The sequence below is a fragment of the Bacteroides sp. D55t1_190419_B8 genome (assembly GCF_015558905.1).
Classification (GTDB): Bacteria; Bacteroidota; Bacteroidia; order Bacteroidales; family Bacteroidaceae; genus Bacteroides; species Bacteroides vicugnae.
On the sequence record NZ_JADMOU010000011.1, the window covers coordinates 106,173 to 124,494 of the forward strand.

Annotated in this window: 15 protein-coding genes, 1 pseudogene and 1 riboswitch; of the genes and pseudogenes, 11 read left to right on the forward strand and 5 right to left on the reverse strand. The window is 42.2% G+C overall.

Translation table 11 applies throughout. The features are described 5' to 3' along the window. Window positions 1-249 precede the first annotated feature (249 nt). Together I2I13_RS11980 and I2I13_RS11985 are read right to left on the reverse strand one after the other, a co-directional pair. A complete protein-coding gene (locus tag I2I13_RS11980; RefSeq protein WP_195649617.1) occupies window positions 250-399 on the reverse strand; it encodes a hypothetical protein in 150 nt (49 codons plus the stop codon). Further along, window positions 386-1,954 (reverse strand): annotated as a pseudogene (locus I2I13_RS11985) (ATP-binding protein). The gene I2I13_RS11980 and the pseudogene I2I13_RS11985 overlap by 14 nt, the downstream one beginning before the upstream one ends. Window positions 1,955-2,202: 248 nt before the next feature. Between I2I13_RS11985 and I2I13_RS11990 the strand changes: the two are divergent. After that, window positions 2,203-3,444, forward strand: a complete 1,242-nt coding sequence (locus I2I13_RS11990) for an ATP-binding protein (RefSeq protein WP_195649597.1) — start codon at window positions 2,203-2,205, stop codon at window positions 3,442-3,444. A 105-nt stretch (window positions 3,445-3,549) separates the two neighbouring features. Here the strand turns inward: I2I13_RS11990 and I2I13_RS11995 are convergent, their stop codons facing one another. Further along, window positions 3,550-4,242 carry a glycine zipper family protein gene (locus tag I2I13_RS11995; RefSeq protein WP_148366967.1) on the reverse strand — a complete coding sequence of 231 codons (693 nt, stop codon included), beginning with the start codon at window positions 4,240-4,242 and terminating at the stop codon, window positions 3,550-3,552. A gap of 25 nt (window positions 4,243-4,267) precedes the next feature. Next, window positions 4,268-6,580: an ATP-dependent helicase gene (locus I2I13_RS12000; RefSeq protein WP_195649598.1), complete on the reverse strand. Its 2,313-nt coding sequence runs from the start codon at window positions 6,578-6,580 to the stop codon at window positions 4,268-4,270. A 146-nt stretch (window positions 6,581-6,726) separates the two neighbouring features. On the opposite strand from I2I13_RS12000, the gene I2I13_RS12005 reads away from it, so the two are divergent. From I2I13_RS12005 to I2I13_RS12050, 10 genes are all read left to right on the forward strand, one after another. Beyond that, window positions 6,727-8,466 carry an RHS repeat domain-containing protein gene (locus I2I13_RS12005; RefSeq protein WP_148366969.1) on the forward strand — a complete coding sequence of 580 codons (1,740 nt, stop codon included), beginning with the start codon at window positions 6,727-6,729 and terminating at the stop codon, window positions 8,464-8,466. 75 nt (window positions 8,467-8,541) lie between these two features. Further along, window positions 8,542-9,159, forward strand: coding sequence for a superoxide dismutase (locus tag I2I13_RS12010; RefSeq protein WP_148366970.1), 618 nt, complete (start codon window positions 8,542-8,544; stop codon window positions 9,157-9,159). A 150-nt stretch (window positions 9,160-9,309) separates the two neighbouring features. Beyond that, the gene (locus I2I13_RS12015; protein ID WP_195649599.1) at window positions 9,310-11,289 is read left to right on the forward strand and encodes a HAMP domain-containing sensor histidine kinase; all 1,980 of its coding nucleotides are present in this window, start codon (window positions 9,310-9,312) and stop codon (window positions 11,287-11,289) included. A 55-nt stretch (window positions 11,290-11,344) separates the two neighbouring features. Further along, window positions 11,345-11,438, forward strand: a riboswitch (TPP riboswitch). 61 nt (window positions 11,439-11,499) lie between these two features. Beyond that, window positions 11,500-11,700 (forward strand): sulfur carrier protein ThiS, encoded by a 201-nt coding sequence (gene thiS, locus I2I13_RS12020; RefSeq protein ID WP_148366972.1) that lies wholly within the window; start codon window positions 11,500-11,502, stop codon window positions 11,698-11,700. 4 nt (window positions 11,701-11,704) lie between these two features. After that, window positions 11,705-12,361, forward strand: a complete 657-nt coding sequence (locus I2I13_RS12025; RefSeq protein ID WP_195649600.1) for a thiamine phosphate synthase — start codon at window positions 11,705-11,707, stop codon at window positions 12,359-12,361. A gap of 121 nt (window positions 12,362-12,482) precedes the next feature. Next, window positions 12,483-13,256, forward strand: coding sequence for a thiazole synthase (locus I2I13_RS12030; protein WP_004295706.1), 774 nt, complete (start codon window positions 12,483-12,485; stop codon window positions 13,254-13,256). Between the two features lie 13 nt (window positions 13,257-13,269). After that, window positions 13,270-14,967, forward strand: a complete 1,698-nt coding sequence (gene thiC / locus I2I13_RS12035) for a phosphomethylpyrimidine synthase ThiC (protein ID WP_195649601.1) — start codon at window positions 13,270-13,272, stop codon at window positions 14,965-14,967. 90 nt (window positions 14,968-15,057) lie between these two features. Beyond that, window positions 15,058-16,182, forward strand: a complete 1,125-nt coding sequence (gene thiH, locus I2I13_RS12040) for a 2-iminoacetate synthase ThiH (protein ID WP_148366975.1) — start codon at window positions 15,058-15,060, stop codon at window positions 16,180-16,182. Window positions 16,183-16,186: 4 nt separating this feature from the next. Continuing rightward, a complete protein-coding gene (locus I2I13_RS12045) occupies window positions 16,187-16,879 on the forward strand; it encodes a HesA/MoeB/ThiF family protein (RefSeq protein WP_148366976.1) in 693 nt (230 codons plus the stop codon). Between the two features lie 62 nt (window positions 16,880-16,941). Beyond that, entirely contained in the window at window positions 16,942-17,550 is a 609-nt protein-coding gene (locus I2I13_RS12050; protein WP_148366977.1) for a thiamine phosphate synthase, read from the forward strand. Between the two features lie 137 nt (window positions 17,551-17,687). Here I2I13_RS12050 and I2I13_RS12055 read toward each other — a convergent pair whose 3' ends face one another. Beyond that, window positions 17,688-18,260 carry a porin family protein gene (locus tag I2I13_RS12055; RefSeq protein ID WP_148366978.1) on the reverse strand — a complete coding sequence of 191 codons (573 nt, stop codon included), beginning with the start codon at window positions 18,258-18,260 and terminating at the stop codon, window positions 17,688-17,690. Window positions 18,261-18,322: the final 62 nt, after the last annotated feature.

An 18,322-nucleotide genomic window follows, 5' to 3' on the forward strand; every position in this document is an offset into this window, starting at 1 on the left:
GGTTACCATGACAACATACAAACAGAAGCATTATGAATCTTTGTAATCCTTCATCATTCGCATATTTACTTGCACATCATATCTTGGCTCCAAATTCAAACAGAAGAAACGCATAAAGTATCCCATTTTTATGAATGTTCTTATTCTAATATTTCCGTATATAAAAAATCCTATATCACATCTTAGACATGATATAGGATATTAACAATTATATGATAGAAGCAATTGATTGCAGCCTCTTTATTTCCTCTATGGACAAAACAGTAACTTACAAATACCACGAAAGCCTTCAAGAACTACAAAATAGGCTTTATTGCGTAATAAACGCTTCATAGCCCAATCGAAACGAATATAATTACTCGGCATAGGTTCGTCTCCTTTCTTGTTACCTTGTTTCATGCTCTATCACCCACTTTCCCAAAGTCCGTGTTGTACTATCAAAATTCACTCCGACCTTGACAACCTTGTGATGATCTATCTCGTAAGGAATAGCATATTGTTTACTATTAATTTGAGCCAATGCTTCTTCGGGAGTTCCATCTACCTTAAATTCAAATACATAAATTGCATCGGACATCTTTATTACCACGTCAGCCCTGCCAATAGCATTCTTTACTTCTACATCTACATATTGACCCATTAAACGGAATAATAAATAGAAAATAGTCTGATAATGTTTCTCCTGATTGTTCTCCAAATCATAAGGTATAGATGAAAAGAAAGAACGAGTACGAAGAAGACACTGCTCAATATCACCTTTCATCAGGTCTCTTACAAAAGAGACTACATAAAAGTTACTTTCTCATGTCGGTTGATTGAGATAGGAAGGGATCAACGTCTCAATAAAGCCTATTTTAACTTCTTCGTTGGGATAACCTAATGTATATGTACGAAAGAGAGGTTCATATCCTTTAATAGTCAAATAGCCACTCTGATAAAGTACGGGAATCGGATCGGCAATAACCTCTGTCGCTTTATCAAAATCTTCGTCTTTCACTTCCATCTTTTCCAATAGATTAAGACTGAAGTCCATTCGCTGTAACATTTCAATCAAGAAAGTAGGTGTACCGGTAGAGAACCAAAAGCTCTTATAATCTTTTTGCGAAAAAGCATTGAAAAGGCTGAACGGATTGTAAATATCTTCACAATTCTTGCTAAAATGATAACCGTCATACTGCCGTTTCAAATGCCGACAAGCTTCTTCATAGGTTTCATTATTCGCTTGAGCTATCCTCTCAATATCCGGTTGCATCTGACTTAGCAACTCTTGCTCTGTAATACCACAAATAGCACTATAATCATCGCTCATGCTGATATTCTGCAAGTTATTCAGCTCACTAAATATACTCATCTGGCTGAACTTGCTGATTCCTGTCAAAAACAAGAAACGAAGATATTGCCCTTGTGCTTTAAGAGGACTGAAGAACTTCCGCATTTCAGTTCGCAATTGTCCTTGTAAAGCAGAGTCACTATTACTATCCAATAAAGGTGCATCATATTCGTCAATCAATACGACAACCTGCTTTCCTGTCTGTTGATAAATTCGTTGAAGCAAACCGGTTAAACGGGCTGCATAGCTCGTTTCTTCTTCATTTTTCCCATAAGTCCTCTCCCATTCGCTTAGATAAAGATTCAATTGCTCTTGCAAATCTTCGATAGTGGTATATTTTGTTCTGCTGAAATCAATATGCAACACAGGATAGACAGTCCATTCCTGTTCCAACTGTTCTATTGCCAGTCCTTTAAATAAATCTTTTTTTCCGGAGAAATAAGCTTCTAGAGTAGAGACTAGAAGACTTTTTCCAAAGCGGCGGGGACGGCTAAGAAAATACACAGTATCAGTATGGACTAATTGATAAACCAATGCGGTTTTATCAATATATACACAATTCATATTACGTAACTGCTCAAAATTCTGTATCCCGATAGGATATCTTCTGAATATCTCTTTCATATAAACCTAATGCATTAGTTGAAACATGAACAAAGATAATGTTTTTACGCGTATCTTACACAGATAGAGACTGAATTTGTTATTTCTAACCGTATCATTGTTGTATTGAAAATGAAAGTTGCTATCTATCATTCATTATCAACGAGAAGTATTATCACTTTTCACTCATTCACAATGAGCAATTTTAGCATTTTATATTCGTTTATAATGAGAAGTTTTATATCTTTGCAATCAAAAGCCCAGTTATCATGAAAGAATTATTAAAGCATATCATATTCGACCAGCGTGAAAAAGACATATCCCAAATGATAGAAAGGGATATTGACATGAGTTGTGTAAACAATCCCGAAGTGCTAGTCATATCTGGTATAAGAAGATGCGGAAAATCTGTTCTTTTACAGCAAATACGTTCGCAACAGTCAGAACAAGACTTTTACATGAATTTTGATGATGAGCGGCTTATCAACTTCAAAGTCGATGATTTTCAAACCTTATATGAAGCTTTCATCGAATTGTTTGGAGAACAAAAAACATTTTATTTTGATGAAATACAGAATATTCCCGGTTGGGAAAGATTTGTAAGAAGGTTGCATGACAGTGGATGTAAGGTATTTGTTACAGGCTCTAATGCCAATATGCTAAGTAGAGAATTAGGCACACACCTCACCGGACGTTATTGCCAAATTGAACTATACCCTTTCTCATTTCCCGAATTTCTAAAAATGAAGGAAGCATATCCGCAACAAAAGGACTTTTATACTACTACCGGAAAAAGTATGCTAAAAAAACACTTCGACGAATACTTGAAAACTGGCGGTTTTCCCCGTTATATAAAAGACCGGAACAACAATTACCTATCCACTCTTTATGAGAATATTATTTATAAAGACATTGTCACTCGAAACAAACTAAATGGTGAAAGAGAATTGCTGGAAATGGTTTATTACTTAGCCAGCAATGCTACGAAACGTTTCTCGTACAGTTCGTTAGCAAAAACGATAGGTATCAAACATACGGAAACAGTCAAAAACTATCTGGAATATCTTGAAAATACTTATCTGCTATTTCAGGTAATGAAGTTCGACTGGTCTGTAAAAAAACAGATGAACAACCAAAAGAAAGTGTATTTCATAGATAATGCCATTATTGGCAAAGTGGGATTCAATGCGACCGACAACATCGGGCAATTACTTGAGAATTTGGTATTTATAGAAATAAAGCGCCAGGGAAAAGATATCTATTATCATAATGACGGAATAGAGTGCGACTTCATTATGCGTGAAAACGGACATATTGTATCTGCCTGCCAAGTCACCCGTTCGATGAAAGATGAAAAAACAAGGCAGCGTAAAATAAATGGATTAATTTCCGCACTCAATACCTATAATCTCACCGAAGGAATAATTTTGACTGATGACGAAACCGAGGAAATAACTATCGGCAACAAAACAATACATATAATTCCTATATGGAGATGGCTATTAAAATAGTGACGCTATCCCACCAACATAGTGACGGTATATGCTTAGGATAGCGTCACTATTCCAGGCATATACCGTCACTATGTTTGAACCGGATATTCCGGGCTGTTATTTCTAGTTTCCGCGCTGTGTAGGCAGGGTAAATTCTTGCGAATCACAAATCACTCCATTCTCGTCCGCCACTGCGACACGGAATGTCACTTCACCGTCTTTCAATTTTTCACCTGCATGAATGGAAGCGGTATAACGGATGCCTTCACCCGGAAGAATTTCCTCCACCATCACGGAAGGAGAAATGCCGAGATGCTTCACCTTCCCCACCGTTTCTACCACAGGAACTACATTATAAACTGGATTTCTCCCTTCATTCATAATCTCAAAGATTATCTTGCTATTTTCTCCCGCATCAATCACATGACTGCGATTATCATCTATAAAACGGATCTTGCGCAACTTCAGTTGAGAAATAGGCTGTTGCACCTGTGGCTGCTTCTTATATTTTTGCACACGGACTTCCCTCACTTCAGGAATATACGCATCTTCCTCTATTTGCTCTTGTCTTGGCGCCGTCAACGCGTTTCCAATAGCCGCACCGGCAATGGTTCCCACAATATTCCCAATAGCAGAACCACGGTAACCGCCTCTCCAGCCACGATTATTATCTCCGATAAGTCCACCTATCGAACCTCCCAGACTACCTCCGATAGAAGCACCTGCCATGATAGCTCCCGGATTTCCCATACGCCCCGACGCACATCCACTCAAAATCAAAGCGGAAAGCAAAATTACTGTTAGTTGTTTCTTCATGAGTCTCTCTATTTAGTGTTATTATTTATTCTACCACTTTAAAACGAGCGAAACGTAATAATAGTTGTTTGTCTCCCGCATTTTTAAAATGAATAGTTGCTTTCGCATTGTCTCCCGTTCCTTCTACTTTAATCACTTCACCCAATCCGAAACGTTCGTGCTCTATCATCTGTCCGGCCTGTACTCCTGCTACCGATGCCGAAGTGGAAGAGGTTGCCTGTGCACCGTTACTTGGGCTAACAGTACTAACTTTCTTCAAATTCCTCGGTACGCTGGGAGCAATGATCTGTGCTTTCGGACGTTGCTGTAAGGAAGCGCGGAAACGTCCCGCACCTTCATCGACAGCCCGGCTCACTCCTGCCTCATGCGGCAGTTGCAAGTAATGAACATCGATATCACGCAAGAAACGACTGGGGCTTCCAAATTCCATCTTTCCATAACGGAAACGGGTTTTGGCAAAAGACAGATAACAATGTTCCTCCGCACGAGTAATTGCTACATAGAACAAACGACGTTCTTCTTCCAGTGCCCGGGGAGAATCTCCTACCATCCCACTGGGAAACAGGTTTTCTTCCAGACCGACCACAAATACATTCTTAAACTCCAATCCTTTAGCCGAATGGACTGTCATCAACGTTATCTTTTCTCCATCATCCGCCTTATCGGAATCCTGATCGGTAAGCAATGCAATCTCCGAAAGGAAATCGGTAAGAGACACATTCGGGTTACCCTCCTCCTGCCGCAAAGCGCAGAAGTCGTTGATACCATTCACCAACTCTTCTATATTTTCCTTACGGCTTAGATTCTCGGGGGATGTGTCCTGACAGACATCATTGATAATGCCGGACTGACGGATGATATTCGTTCCCATTTCATAAGCGTTCTTATCCGCCTGATCAACAATGAAACTTTCTATCAATTCACGAAAGCCTTGCAGTTTCGCATGCGTTCCTTTATTTATATCCAACCCATAAGTTAATGGTTCGCAGAGTGCCGCCCAAAGACTTACACCATGATCGGTAGCCGCCGATATAATCTTCCCGACCGTCGTATCTCCAATGCCACGCGCCGGATAATTAATGATTCGCTTGAATGCTTCTTCATCATTCGGATTCACTACCAAACGGAAATAAGCAATCACATCTTTTATCTCTTTTCGCTGGTAGAACGAAAGTCCTCCGTAAATTTTATAAGGTATACTTCGTTTCCGAAGAGCCTCTTCAAAAATACGGCTTTGTGCATTCGTACGATACAGGATAGCAAAATCAGCATATCCGTAGCGATACTCCCGACGCAGTTCTGCAATCTTATTAGCTACAATATCACCCTCTTCCACATCGCTATATGCCTGAAACACACCGATAGGTTCCCCCTTTTCTTTCTCTGAAAACACGGCTTTCCGTATCTGACGTTCATTCTTCTCAATCAGGCTGTTGGCAGCACAAACAATGGTTTGCGTGGAACGGTAATTCTGCTCCAGTTTAAAGACTTTCGTATTGGGGTAGATTTTTGTAAAATAGAGAATATTGTCAATATCCGCCCCACGGAAAGAATAGATACTTTGCGCATCGTCTCCCACGACACAGACCCGTTGATTTTCTTTAGTCAGTTGCAGGACAATGCTATGCTGCGCATAATTCGTATCCTGATACTCATCTACCAGCACATAACGGAACTGATCCCGGTAGCGTGCCAACACTTCCGGAAAGTCACGGAATAAAATATAGGTGTACACCAGTAAATCATCGAAATCCATTGCACCTGCCTGACGACATCTGTCCCAATAACGGGTATAGATATCACGGATAGCAGGCATCTTGGCGGCCATATCTCCTTCGTAGGCCTCTTTATTGGCAGCATACCCCGTGGGAGTAACCAGATGGTTCTTGGCATTGGAGATGCGTGCTTGCACTACTCCCGGCTTATACGTTTTCTCGTCCAATCCCATCTCCTTGATGATGGAGCGAAGCAGACTCTTACTATCAGCCGTATCATAGATGGTGAACTGGGAAGTAAAACCGATATATTGTGCTTCGGCACGAAGAATCCGTGAGAAGATGGAATGGAAAGTTCCCATCCACAAATAACGTGCCCGTTCCATACCGACCTGACGGGCAATACGCTCTTTCATCTCACGTGCAGCCTTATTGGTAAAGGTTAATGCAAGGATATTCCATGGATTATACCCGTTCTCCTGCTCCAGCAAGTAAGCGATTTTATAAGTCAATACACGCGTTTTTCCCGAACCGGCACCGGCTATCACCAGTGAAGGACCGTCATTATAAGTCACTGCTGCACACTGACTCTCGTTTAATTCCTCTATATAATTGGTATTCATAACAGCATTATAAAAACTATGTGGATTTTTAACAAACCCTTGGCACTCAAATTTGTTCTCAATACAAAAGTATAATATTCATTCGAGAATGAAGGTATTTTTATGAATTTTCATCACTAACTATTTTAACCTAACACCAAAAAGCAATGAAAAGAAGTATATTTTTATCGATTATTTTGAGTTCGTTTCTGGTTGCCTGCATCCCACAGGCAATGGCACAAAAGCAGAGCCGCCTGGAAAAGCTGCTAAGGTATCTGAACGATAATGACGCCGACAAATGGCAGAAGAACCGTGATAAGATAGACACCGAGACTCAAAGCTATTACGCCGAAGAACTGGCATTATTGGATGTGCTCAACGAATTATGGAACGAGCAAAGCGAACAAGCCGCCGCCAATTATTTCGGATGCTATGAAAAGGCTGCGAAAGCCTATTTCCCGAATATCTGCGAAGAAGAGAAGATACAACTTTCCAACGTGCAAGACAAAGCGGAACAAGCTGTCATCTCTGTTCTGGAGGCTTCGAAAGACCAGATTCCTTTTAGCAAGACATTGATGGACAGCATCCAGTCAAGCGGTTATCCGGCAGACTCCGCCATTTTACAAAAGGTACGGGACATCCGTGAAATGGCCTTACTGGAAGGTATGCTGAAAACACCCACGCTGAATATTTATCAAACGTACATCACGGAATATCCGAACGGCAAATTTATCTCTCAAATCAACGCTGCGGAAAACAAACGGCTTTACCAGATTGTAAAGAGTAATCCGACATCGGAGAATTTCAAGGCATTCTTTGATAATGCCGATATGCAGAAATTTTTCACTGATAAAGATACGCGTCCATTCCTTCCGGAAGTTCGCACGCTATACGACGATTTTCTGTTTCAAGGGATCGACAGCCTCCGGGAAAAAGGAAATGCGACAGCCATCCGGCAGATCATTGACGAGTATAAGCAATCACCTTACCTGACTTCCACTGCGCGTACTCATCTGGATGATCTTGAATATCTTAGTGAAAAGGCTGATTTCGAGCTTTTAAAAGCTGCCATTGTCAGTTCCGAATCATTGAGCATGCTGCAGGATTTTCTTTGCACACACAGGTACAAGGAATTTCGTGACCAGGCTAATGCACTACGGACACCGTTTATCCTACAAACAATCGTATCCACCCCTACCTCTGTGAAATACTATAATGGAGGACGATTGATAAAGTCTGCGGAAAATGACAGTACAGGAAATATATCGACCACTTATTCGTATGACGATAAGGGACAGCTCATTTCCACCCTGTCGCTTACCATAAAAAACGGTCAGCCAAGCAATGAAATACAAACGAACAGATTATACGATCCGCAAGGCCACTGCATCTTTGAAGTGCAAACGAATCCGAAAACCAAAACGGACCTCTACCGGCGGACACGCCGTATCGGTACGGATGGAAGTATCGAGAGTGATTCACTCAAGTATACAGACGGAAGAGTTATCATAAGTTCCTATGATAAACAGGGGTTATTGACCGAAACCAAAGAGTATAATAAGAATGGAGAACTTCAGGCGTACACCGCAAACAAATATGATGATAAGGGCAGATTGATTTCATCGCAACATCAAAATTTGCTTTTTGCCAACTCTCCGGATCAGATTATATCACAAAAAGATGCTTATGAATACGATAAATACGGCTATCTGACACAGATCGTCTACCAACGGATTTTGGGCAATAACCAGAAAACATCCGGATGCCTGATCTGCCTGTACGATAAATACGGAAACCGGATCGATAGTAATTCTTATTATGAATATGACAATACGGGCCAATGGACCTGCCGTACCAACCGTGATCATCCGAAAGATGTGGAACGTATACAGTACATTTATAAATAAAGCAAGATAGTGTGAACATTTTGCAGAGGGCTTCTGTTATTATAGTATAACAAGCCGATTAAAACTTGTAACATTATGAATACTATATTAATGTCTTTAATTATGATGACCATGACTTACGAAATGCCTAAACTTCCTTATGCAAACAATGCATTGGAACCTGTAATCAGTCAGCAAACAATAGATTTCCATTACGGAAAACATCTACAAACGTATGTAAATAATCTGAATAGCCTCGTGCCCGGTACAGAATATGAAGGTAAAACGGTAGAAGAAATCGTTGCAGCCGCACCGGATGGAGCTATATTCAATAACGCCGGACAAGTATTGAATCACAATCTGTACTTCCTGCAATTTGCCCCGAAACCTTCGAAAAAGGAGCCAACCGGCAAACTGGGAGAAGCCATCAAACGTGACTTCGGCAGCTTTGAAAACTTCAAGAAAGAATTCAATGCAGCAGCAGTCGGATTGTTCGGTTCAGGATGGGCCTGGCTATCCGTAGATAAAGACGGTAAACTGAAAATCACTAAAGAAGTGAACGGAAGCAACCCAGTACGCGCCGGTTTGAAACCGCTTCTCGGATTTGACGTTTGGGAACACTCTTATTATCTGGATTACCAAAACCGCCGTGCCGACCATGTTAACGCCCTGTGGGATATCATCGACTGGGATGTGGTTGAAAAAAGAATGTAATCGGATTTCATAGACTAAACTATACTTATGAAAAGGTCGTTGTGTATTTCACAGCGACCTTTTTTACAGACTAAAAAAAACTGACTTTTATTGTATATCAGACGCATTAGTTGTATTTTTGCAACTAATAATCCAACATAACAAACAATTATGATACTATATAAAAGAAAAAAAATACGATTTATCGTCTCCATTGCAATCCTTTTCTTCCCCCTTTTTTGCAATGCTTCCACCACAGAAGAATCTGCGGGAGAAATTCTGTTCATCACCTCTTATAATTCGGATACTAAATATACCTACGACAACATAAGTACATTTATAGAAACTTACACCCGATTGGGAGGAAAATACTCGACCATCGTAGAAAACATGAATGCAACAGACTTAACGCAGGCACACCAATGGAAAAAAACATTAACCGATATTCTGGATAAGCATCCGAAAGCTAAATTAGTGATTCTTCTGGGTGGGGAAGCATGGAGCAGTTTCCTCCATCTTGAAGATGAAAAATACAAGCAGCTTCCTGTTTTTTGCGCAATGGCATCACGCAACGGAATCCGTATTCCGGAGGATTCGATCGATATCCGAGACTATAATCCAGTAAGTGTCGACTTAACGGAACGAATGAAAGAATATAATGTAAAATACTGTAATTCATACGAATACAATATCAGCAAAGACATAGAAATGATACAGGATTTCTATCCGGATACCGAGCATCTGGTATTTGTATCGGATAATACATACAACGGACTTGCCGAACTGGCATGGTTCAAGAAAAACCTGCAGCATTTCCCGCAGTTATCTATCACTTACATCGACGGTCGCATCCATACACTTGATATGGCTGTCAATCAATTGCGCAATCTTCCCAGAAACACGGCAATGTTACTTGGCATCTGGAGAATCGACAGCCGGGGTATCACCTACATGAGCAACTCTGTTTATGCTTTCTCCAAAGCCAATCCTCTCCTGCCTGTGTTCAGTATGACTTCCACTGCCATTGGTTACTGGGCTATCGGAGGATATGTCCCGCAATATGAAGGAGTGGGAAAAAGCATGGGAGAATATGCTTACCGTTTTTTAGACCAGAAGGAAACTGATATCAGCAGTATCAATATCTTGCCCAACAGATATAAATTTGATGCGAAGAAACTAAAAGAATGGGGATTTGAAGACAAGAAGTTACCTGTCAACTCAATGGTCATCAATCAGCCCATCCCGTTCTTTGTAGCTTACAAGACAGAAGTGCAGTTCATCCTGATCATATTTCTCGTATTAGTAGGAAGCCTGATGATTTCCTTGTATTACTATTACCGGACTAGAATCCTGAAGAACCACCTTGAAAAAACGACGAAACAATTACGGGAAGATAAAAAGAAGCTGGAAGAGTCTGAAGTTGAATTACGTGACGCCAAGGAACGTGCCGAAGAAGCCAATCAGTTGAAAAGTGCCTTTGTTTCGAATATGAGCCACGAGATACGGACACCTTTAAATGCCATTGTCGGTTTCTCCAGCCTGATTATCGGCTCTGTTGAGCAAAATAAAGAACTGAAAGAATACGCAGATATTGTCCAGACCAATTCTAATTTACTGCTACAATTGATTAGTGACGTACTGGATATATCACGTCTGGAATCAGGGAAACTGCAATTCAATTATGAATGGTGTGAGCTGGTGAACCATTGCCAGAATATGATTACCCTGACCAACCGGAACAAGACAATGGATGTAGACATCAAACTTCAAATGCCTAAAGAACCCTATAAGCTCTACACAGACCCGTTACGCCTGCAACAGATTATTATCAATCTACTGAATAATGCTCTGAAATTCACTCCCGCCGGAGGAAGTATCACGCTGGATTATAAAGTGGATGAGGAAAAGCAATGTATGCTGTTCTCCGTGACTGATACCGGCACAGGAATCCCCGAAGACAAGCAGGAACTCGTATTCCAACGTTTCGAAAAGCTGAATGAATTCATGCAGGGTACGGGATTGGGACTGGCCATCTGCAAACTGACCATCCAATATATGGGAGGTGATATCTGGATTGACAAAAGCTATAAGAATGGTGCCCGGTTTATCTTTTCCCATCCCATCAAAAAACAAAAATCAACAGAAAAATGAAAAAAAATCGGATGATTTAGTGTTTTTCTGTTTCTTTTTCGCTTACTTTGCCCCTGTAAAGACAAAGGGGTGCCCCTCGAGGGGCTGAGATTATACCCTAGGAACCTGATGCAGTTAGTACTGACGTAGGGATTGTGTTTCTTCGTTATCGCCTTTCCATTCAAGCACGCTCTTTGTATTTACTTTCAATTTATTTATTCTGATAGGACAATGAAAGTACAAGTGAACAACAAAGAGGTGGAAATTATTCCTGATTCTACCCTTACACAACTGACAGCACAGCTCGAACTTCCTGTTCAAGGCATTGCTATCGCCGTAAACAACAAAATGATTCCCCGTACCGAATGGGAAGGTTTCATATTGCATGAGAACGACAACCTGGTGATTATCAAAGCTGCTTGCGGAGGATAAGGGAATGGTCAGTCTACAATTTATCACGCATCAGACCGAACGGTATTCGTACCTCGAATCGGCACGTATGGCACTCGAAGGAGGGTGCAAATGGATCCAGCTACGCATGAAAGACGCTTCTCCCGAAGAAGTGGAGGCAGTAGCCTTGCAACTGAAACCGCTCTGCAAAGAACACGAAGCGATCTTGATTCTGGACGACCACGTCGAACTGGCGCAAAAGCTGGAAGTGGACGGTGTGCATCTGGGTAAAAAAGATATGCCTATCGACCAAGCTCGCCAGATACTTGGAGAAGCCTTCATTATCGGCGGCACCGCAAATACATTCGAAGATGTCGTACAGCACTACCGTGCCGGAGCCGATTATCTCGGCATCGGTCCTTTCCGGTTTACCACCACTAAAAAGAATTTAAGCCCTGTACTGGGATTGGAAGGTTATTCCTCCATCCTTTCACAGATGAAAAAGGCGAATATCGAAATCCCCGTAGTAGCGATTGGAGGAATCACTTATGAGGATATCCCTGCCATACTTCATACAGGAGTCAACGGGATAGCCCTGTCGGGAACCATTCTCGGAGCGGACAATCCGGTAGAAGAGACACGTAGAATCATTGATTCACCACAGAGTACACAGAGTTTTTCGTTCTTTCCTAAAACAGAATGATAAACACATATACTCTGTGTAACTCCATAATGAATAAGAAATCATCAGACCTCCGTGTCCTCTGCGTCCTCTGTGGTGAACTCATAAATTAGCATTTAAATAATCAACTAAAATACATAAAATGGAAAAGTTAGTAATTGCGGGACGCGAATTTAACTCCCGTCTTTTCCTGGGAACAGGAAAATTCAATTCCAATGAAGTAATGGAACAAGCTATTCTGGCTTCAGGCACGGAAATGGTTACTGTTGCCATGAAACGAATCGACATGGACAACAAAGAGGATGACATGCTGAAACATATTATCCATCCGAATATTCAGCTATTGCCCAATACTTCCGGTGTACGTAATGCAGAAGAGGCTGTTTTTGCCGCACAGTTGGCTCGCGAAGCCTTTGGAACAAACTGGCTGAAACTGGAAATTCACCCGGACCCGCGTTATCTGCTCCCTGACTCTATCGAGACACTGAAAGCTACGGAAGAACTGGTAAAACTAGGTTTTATCGTGTTGCCTTATTGTCAGGCTGACCCCGTACTCTGCAAACGTCTGGAAGAGGCGGGCGCAGCTACCGTTATGCCACTCGGTGCACCAATCGGTACTAATAAAGGATTGCAGACCAAAGAATTCCTGCAAATCATAATCGAACAGGCAGGTATCCCGGTGGTCGTAGATGCGGGTATCGGTGCACCCAGTCATGCTGCCGAAGCAATGGAACTGGGAGCTTCCGCTGTATTAGTAAATACTGCAATAGCCGTTGCCGGAAATCCGGTAGAAATGGCAAAAGCATTCAAAGCGGCTACAGAAGCCGGAAGACAGGCTTACGAAGCAGGATTAGGATTACAAGCCGTAGACTTCGTGGCAGAAGCAAGTTCACCTCTAACGGCTTTTCTTGATTAAAAACGAATAAACTATGGAACAAAAAATAAAATTTCCCCGCTCACAGAAAGTCTATTTACCCGGTAAACTTTATCCGAATATCCGTGTAGCCATGCGGAAAGTGGAACAAGTGCCCAGTGTCAGCTTTGAAGGCGAAGAAAAGATAGCAACACCCAATCCGGAGATATATGTATATGATACCAGCGGACCGTTCAGCGATGCAAATATGAGCATCGATCTTAAAAAAGGGCTGCCCCGTATGCGCGAAGAATGGATTGTGAGTCGTGGCGATGTGGAACAACTCCCTGAAATCACTTCGGAATACGGACGTATGAGAAGGGATGATAAAAGTCTCGATCACTTACGCTTCGAGCACATCGCCCTGCCCTATCGCGCTAAAAAAGGAGAGGCAATCACTCAAATGGCGTATGCCAAAAGAGGGATGATCACTCCTGAAATGGAATATGTAGCGATCCGCGAAAACATGAATTGCGAGGAACTGGGAATTAACACTCATATTACTCCTGAATTTGTCCGTCAGGAGATTGCAGAGGGACGTGCCGTATTACCAGCCAATATCAACCACCCGGAGGCCGAACCGATGATTATCGGACGCAACTTCCTTGTGAAAATCAATACAAATATCGGAAATTCAGCTACTACTTCAAGCATAGATGAAGAAGTGGAGAAAGCATTGTGGAGCTGTAAATGGGGGGGAGATACTTTGATGGATCTTTCCACCGGAGAAAATATTCATGAAACACGTGAATGGATCATCCGCAATTGTCCCGTACCGGTCGGTACTGTTCCCATCTATCAGGCACTTGAAAAAGTGAACGGCATAGTAGAAGACCTCACCTGGGAAATCTACCGGGATACATTGATCGAACAATGTGAACAAGGCGTAGATTACTTCACCATCCATGCAGGTATCCGCCGCCATAATGTTCATCTTGCCGACAAGCGGTTGTGCGGTATCGTCAGCCGTGGAGGAAGTATTATGAGCAAATGGTGTCTCGTACACGATCAGGAAAGCTTCTTATACGATCACTTTGATGATATTTGTGATATTCTGGCACAATATGACGTAGCCGTTTCCTTAGGAGACGGACTTCGCCCGGGCTCCATCTATGATGCGAACGACGAAGCGCAGTTTGCCGAACTGGATACCATGGGAGAATTAGTGCTTCGTGCCTGGAACAAGAATGTTCAGGCATTTATCGAGGGACCCGGCCATGTTCCGATGCATAAAATTAAAGAGAACATGGAACGTCAGATTGAGAAATGCCATGACGCCCCATTCTATACGCTCGGCCCGTTGGTGACGGACATTGCTCCCGGATACGACCATATCACTTCTGCTATCGGTGCCGCACAAATCGGATGGCTGGGTACGGCCATGCTTTGTTATGTCACTCCGAAAGAACACCTTGCCTTACCCGACAAGGAGGACGTACGTGTAGGAGTCATTACCTACAAGATAGCCGCTCATGCCGCTGACCTGGCAAAAGGTCATCCGGGTGCACAGGTACGGGACAACGCATTGAGTAAAGCCCGCTATGAGTTCCGCTGGAAAGATCAGTTCGACCTGTCTCTCGACCCGGAACGGGCACAGACCTATTTCCGTGCAGGACATCATATCGACGGAGAATATTGTACGATGTGCGGACCCAATTTCTGTGCAATGAGACTGTCACGCGATTTAAAGAAAAGCGCTAAAACCAACAAATAATGAGTGGGGAGAAACAAAAAGTCAGCCCACTGACCGAACCTGCCCTCCCCTCATTTTAATTTTTAATTTTCAATTATCAATTTAATAAGAATGTTCTCCGACGAATTAGAAAAAATATCCTGGGAAGAGACGACAAAAGCCATCTATTCCAAAACAGATGCCGACGTACGCCGTGCATTGGGTAAAAAAGAGCATCTGGATGTCAACGACTTTATGGCGCTGATTTCACCTGCCGCCACTCCTTATCTGGAAGTGATGGCACGCCTTAGTCAGAAATATACGATGGAACGGTTCGGTAAGACTATCTCCATGTTCGTACCGCTCTACCTGACTAATTCATGTACCAACTCCTGTGTCTATTGCGGTTTCCACATCAGCAATCCGATGAAGAGAACAATACTGACAGAGGAAGAGATTGTCAACGAATACAAAGCCATCAAACGGTTGGCTCCCTTTGAAAACCTGCTGCTTGTAACTGGTGAGAATCCTGCCGCAGCAGGCGTTCCGTACATTGCCAAGGCACTGGATTTAGCGAAGCCTTACTTCAGCAATCTGCAAATTGAAGTAATGCCTCTTAAAGCGGAGGAATACAAGGAACTGACAAATCATGGCCTGAACGGAGTGATCTGTTTTCAAGAGACTTACAACAGAGCAAATTACAAAACGTACCATCCGAGAGGCATGAAATCCAAATTCGAATGGCGTGTAAACGGCTTCGACCGTATGGGACAGGCAGGTGTACACAAAATTGGCATGGGTGTCCTGATCGGTCTGGAAGAATGGCGGACAGACGTTACGATGATGGCTTATCATCTGCGTTATCTGCAGAAGCATTACTGGAAAACAAAGTACAGCGTAAATTTCCCGCGTATGCGCCCGTCTGAAAATGGCGGATTCCAGCCGAATGTAGTCATGAACGACCGGGAACTGGCTCAACTTACATTCGCTATGCGAATCTTCGACCATGACGTAGATATCTCCTATTCCACCCGTGAGAGTGCAGAAATTCGAAATCACATGGCAACACTCGGCGTCACAACCATGAGTGCAGAGAGTAAAACAGAACCGGGAGGATATTACAGTTATCCTCAAACGCTGGAACAATTTCATGTAAGTGACGAACGGAAAGCGGTTGAAGTGGAACGTGATTTAAAGAGATTAGGCCGTGAACCGGTCTGGAAGGATTGGGACCAGTCTTTTGACTTTAAAAGATAAGCAGATGCGGTACGACAGACAAATCATACTTCCCGAAATCGGAGAAGAAGGTCAGAAGAAACTGCAGGAAGCCAAAGTGCTTATTGTAGGCGTGGGAGGGTTAGGCTCTCCCATCGCCCTTTACCTGACAGGTGCGGGTGTGGGCTGTCTCGGACTGGTAGATGATGATCTGGTAAGCATCACTAACCTGCAACGGCAAGTTCTCTATTCCGAAAAGGAATTGGGTAAACCGAAAGCCTTGTGTGCAGCCGGACGACTCTCCGCTCTCAACAGTGGGATCAGGATCTATCCCTACTCTACCCGGCTGACGAAAGATAATGCGTATGATATTATTCAGAAATACGACATAGTGGTCGACGGCTGCGACAATTTTGCCACCCGCTACCTGATTAACGACATCTGCATTAAACAGGAAAAACCCTACGTATATGGAGCCATCTGTGGTTTTGAAGGACAGGTTTCTGTGTTCAATTACGGAAATCAGAAGAAAAACTACCGGGATCTTTATCCTGACGAAGAAGAAATGCAGCGGATGCCTCCTCCGCCTAAAGGTGTAATGGGAGTTACTCCTGCTATTGTCGGGAGTGTGGAAGCTACGGAAGTGTTGAAAATTATCTGTGATTTTGGTGATGTTTTAGCCGGTAAACTATGGACAATCGACCTGCGGACATTGCAATCTAACAAATTTTCACTATAAAGGTTGGTTTCTGACATAGTTAATTAGTAACTTTGCTAGACAATCCAATTTTAACGAAAGAAATGAAACTAATTGTAGTTACCACCCCTACCTTCTTTGTCGAAGAAGATAAGATAATTACCGCTCTTTTCGAAGAGGGGCTGGATGTCCTACATCTTAGGAAACCGGAGACTCCGGCTATGTATTCAGAACGGCTGCTGACTCTTATTCCGGAGAAATATCACCGCCGCATTGTCACGCATGAGCATTTTTATCTAAAAGAGGAATTCAATCTGATGGGAATCCACCTGAATGCCCGTAATCCCAAAGAGCCGCATGACTATTATGGCCATATCAGTTGTTCGTGCCATTCAGTGGAAGAGGTGAAAAACAGAAAGCATTTTTATGATTATGTTTTTATGAGTCCTATCTATGACAGTATCTCTAAAGTGAATTACTATTCAACCTATACTGCCGAAGAATTGCGCGAAGCACAAAGAGCGAAAATCATCGACTCTAAAGTAATGGCATTGGGAGGCATTAATGAAGATAATTTACTGGAGATTAAAGATTTCGGTTTTGGAGGGGCTGTCGTATTAGGAGATCTTTGGAACAAATTCGATGCCTGTCAGGATCAGAACTATTTAGCCGTAATCGAGCACTTTAAAAAGTTGAAGAAGTTATCAGATTAATGAAAAGCCGATGGTAAACTGACTGTGCATTCCCATTATACCCACAATAAAAGAAATGACTTTCTCAATCATGAACTAAAAAAAGCCGCTGCAAATTATCTTCTGCAACGGCTTTCTGTATTTTCAGTGTTTTCTTATCAGAACTTATATCCCACGATAATAGAGAAGTTCATATTTTTAGGATTGCCAACTTTTTGTACGTCAACTAAACCGAATTGACCATCCAAACCTGCAATGATCTTACCAAACTCCAATGCGACTCCCACACCAAGACCAGCATCAAAACGTTTCAAACCATCATCACCGAAAGTATTCTCTTTATGTTCCGTATTGTTTCCTAAGTCAAACTTTGTCTTACCGGCAATACCACAAGCAAAATAAGGACCTGCATTAACCACCAGATTAGTATTATCTGCTACATTGAAACGCGCAGCAGCCATTACCGGCAATTCCAAATACATTGCATTAATGCTACTTCCGTCTTTCTTTGCCCCCTTGCTAGTCAGGAATAATGAAGGTTGCAGTGACCATGTATCATCAAAAGCATATTCAAAACCTCCACCAAGTTTGAATCCAACCTTTGCATTCAGGTCAAGATCACCGGTGTAATTACTAAAGTTCATACCTACTTTGGCATTCCAACCTGTAATTTGAGAGAAACCTGCCACTGAAATCAGTGCAAATAAAACAAACAAAACACTCTTCTTCATAATTTTAAAGTTTTAAATTAATACTAAGGGATTTTATTACCCCTCCCTATTTAACAATACAA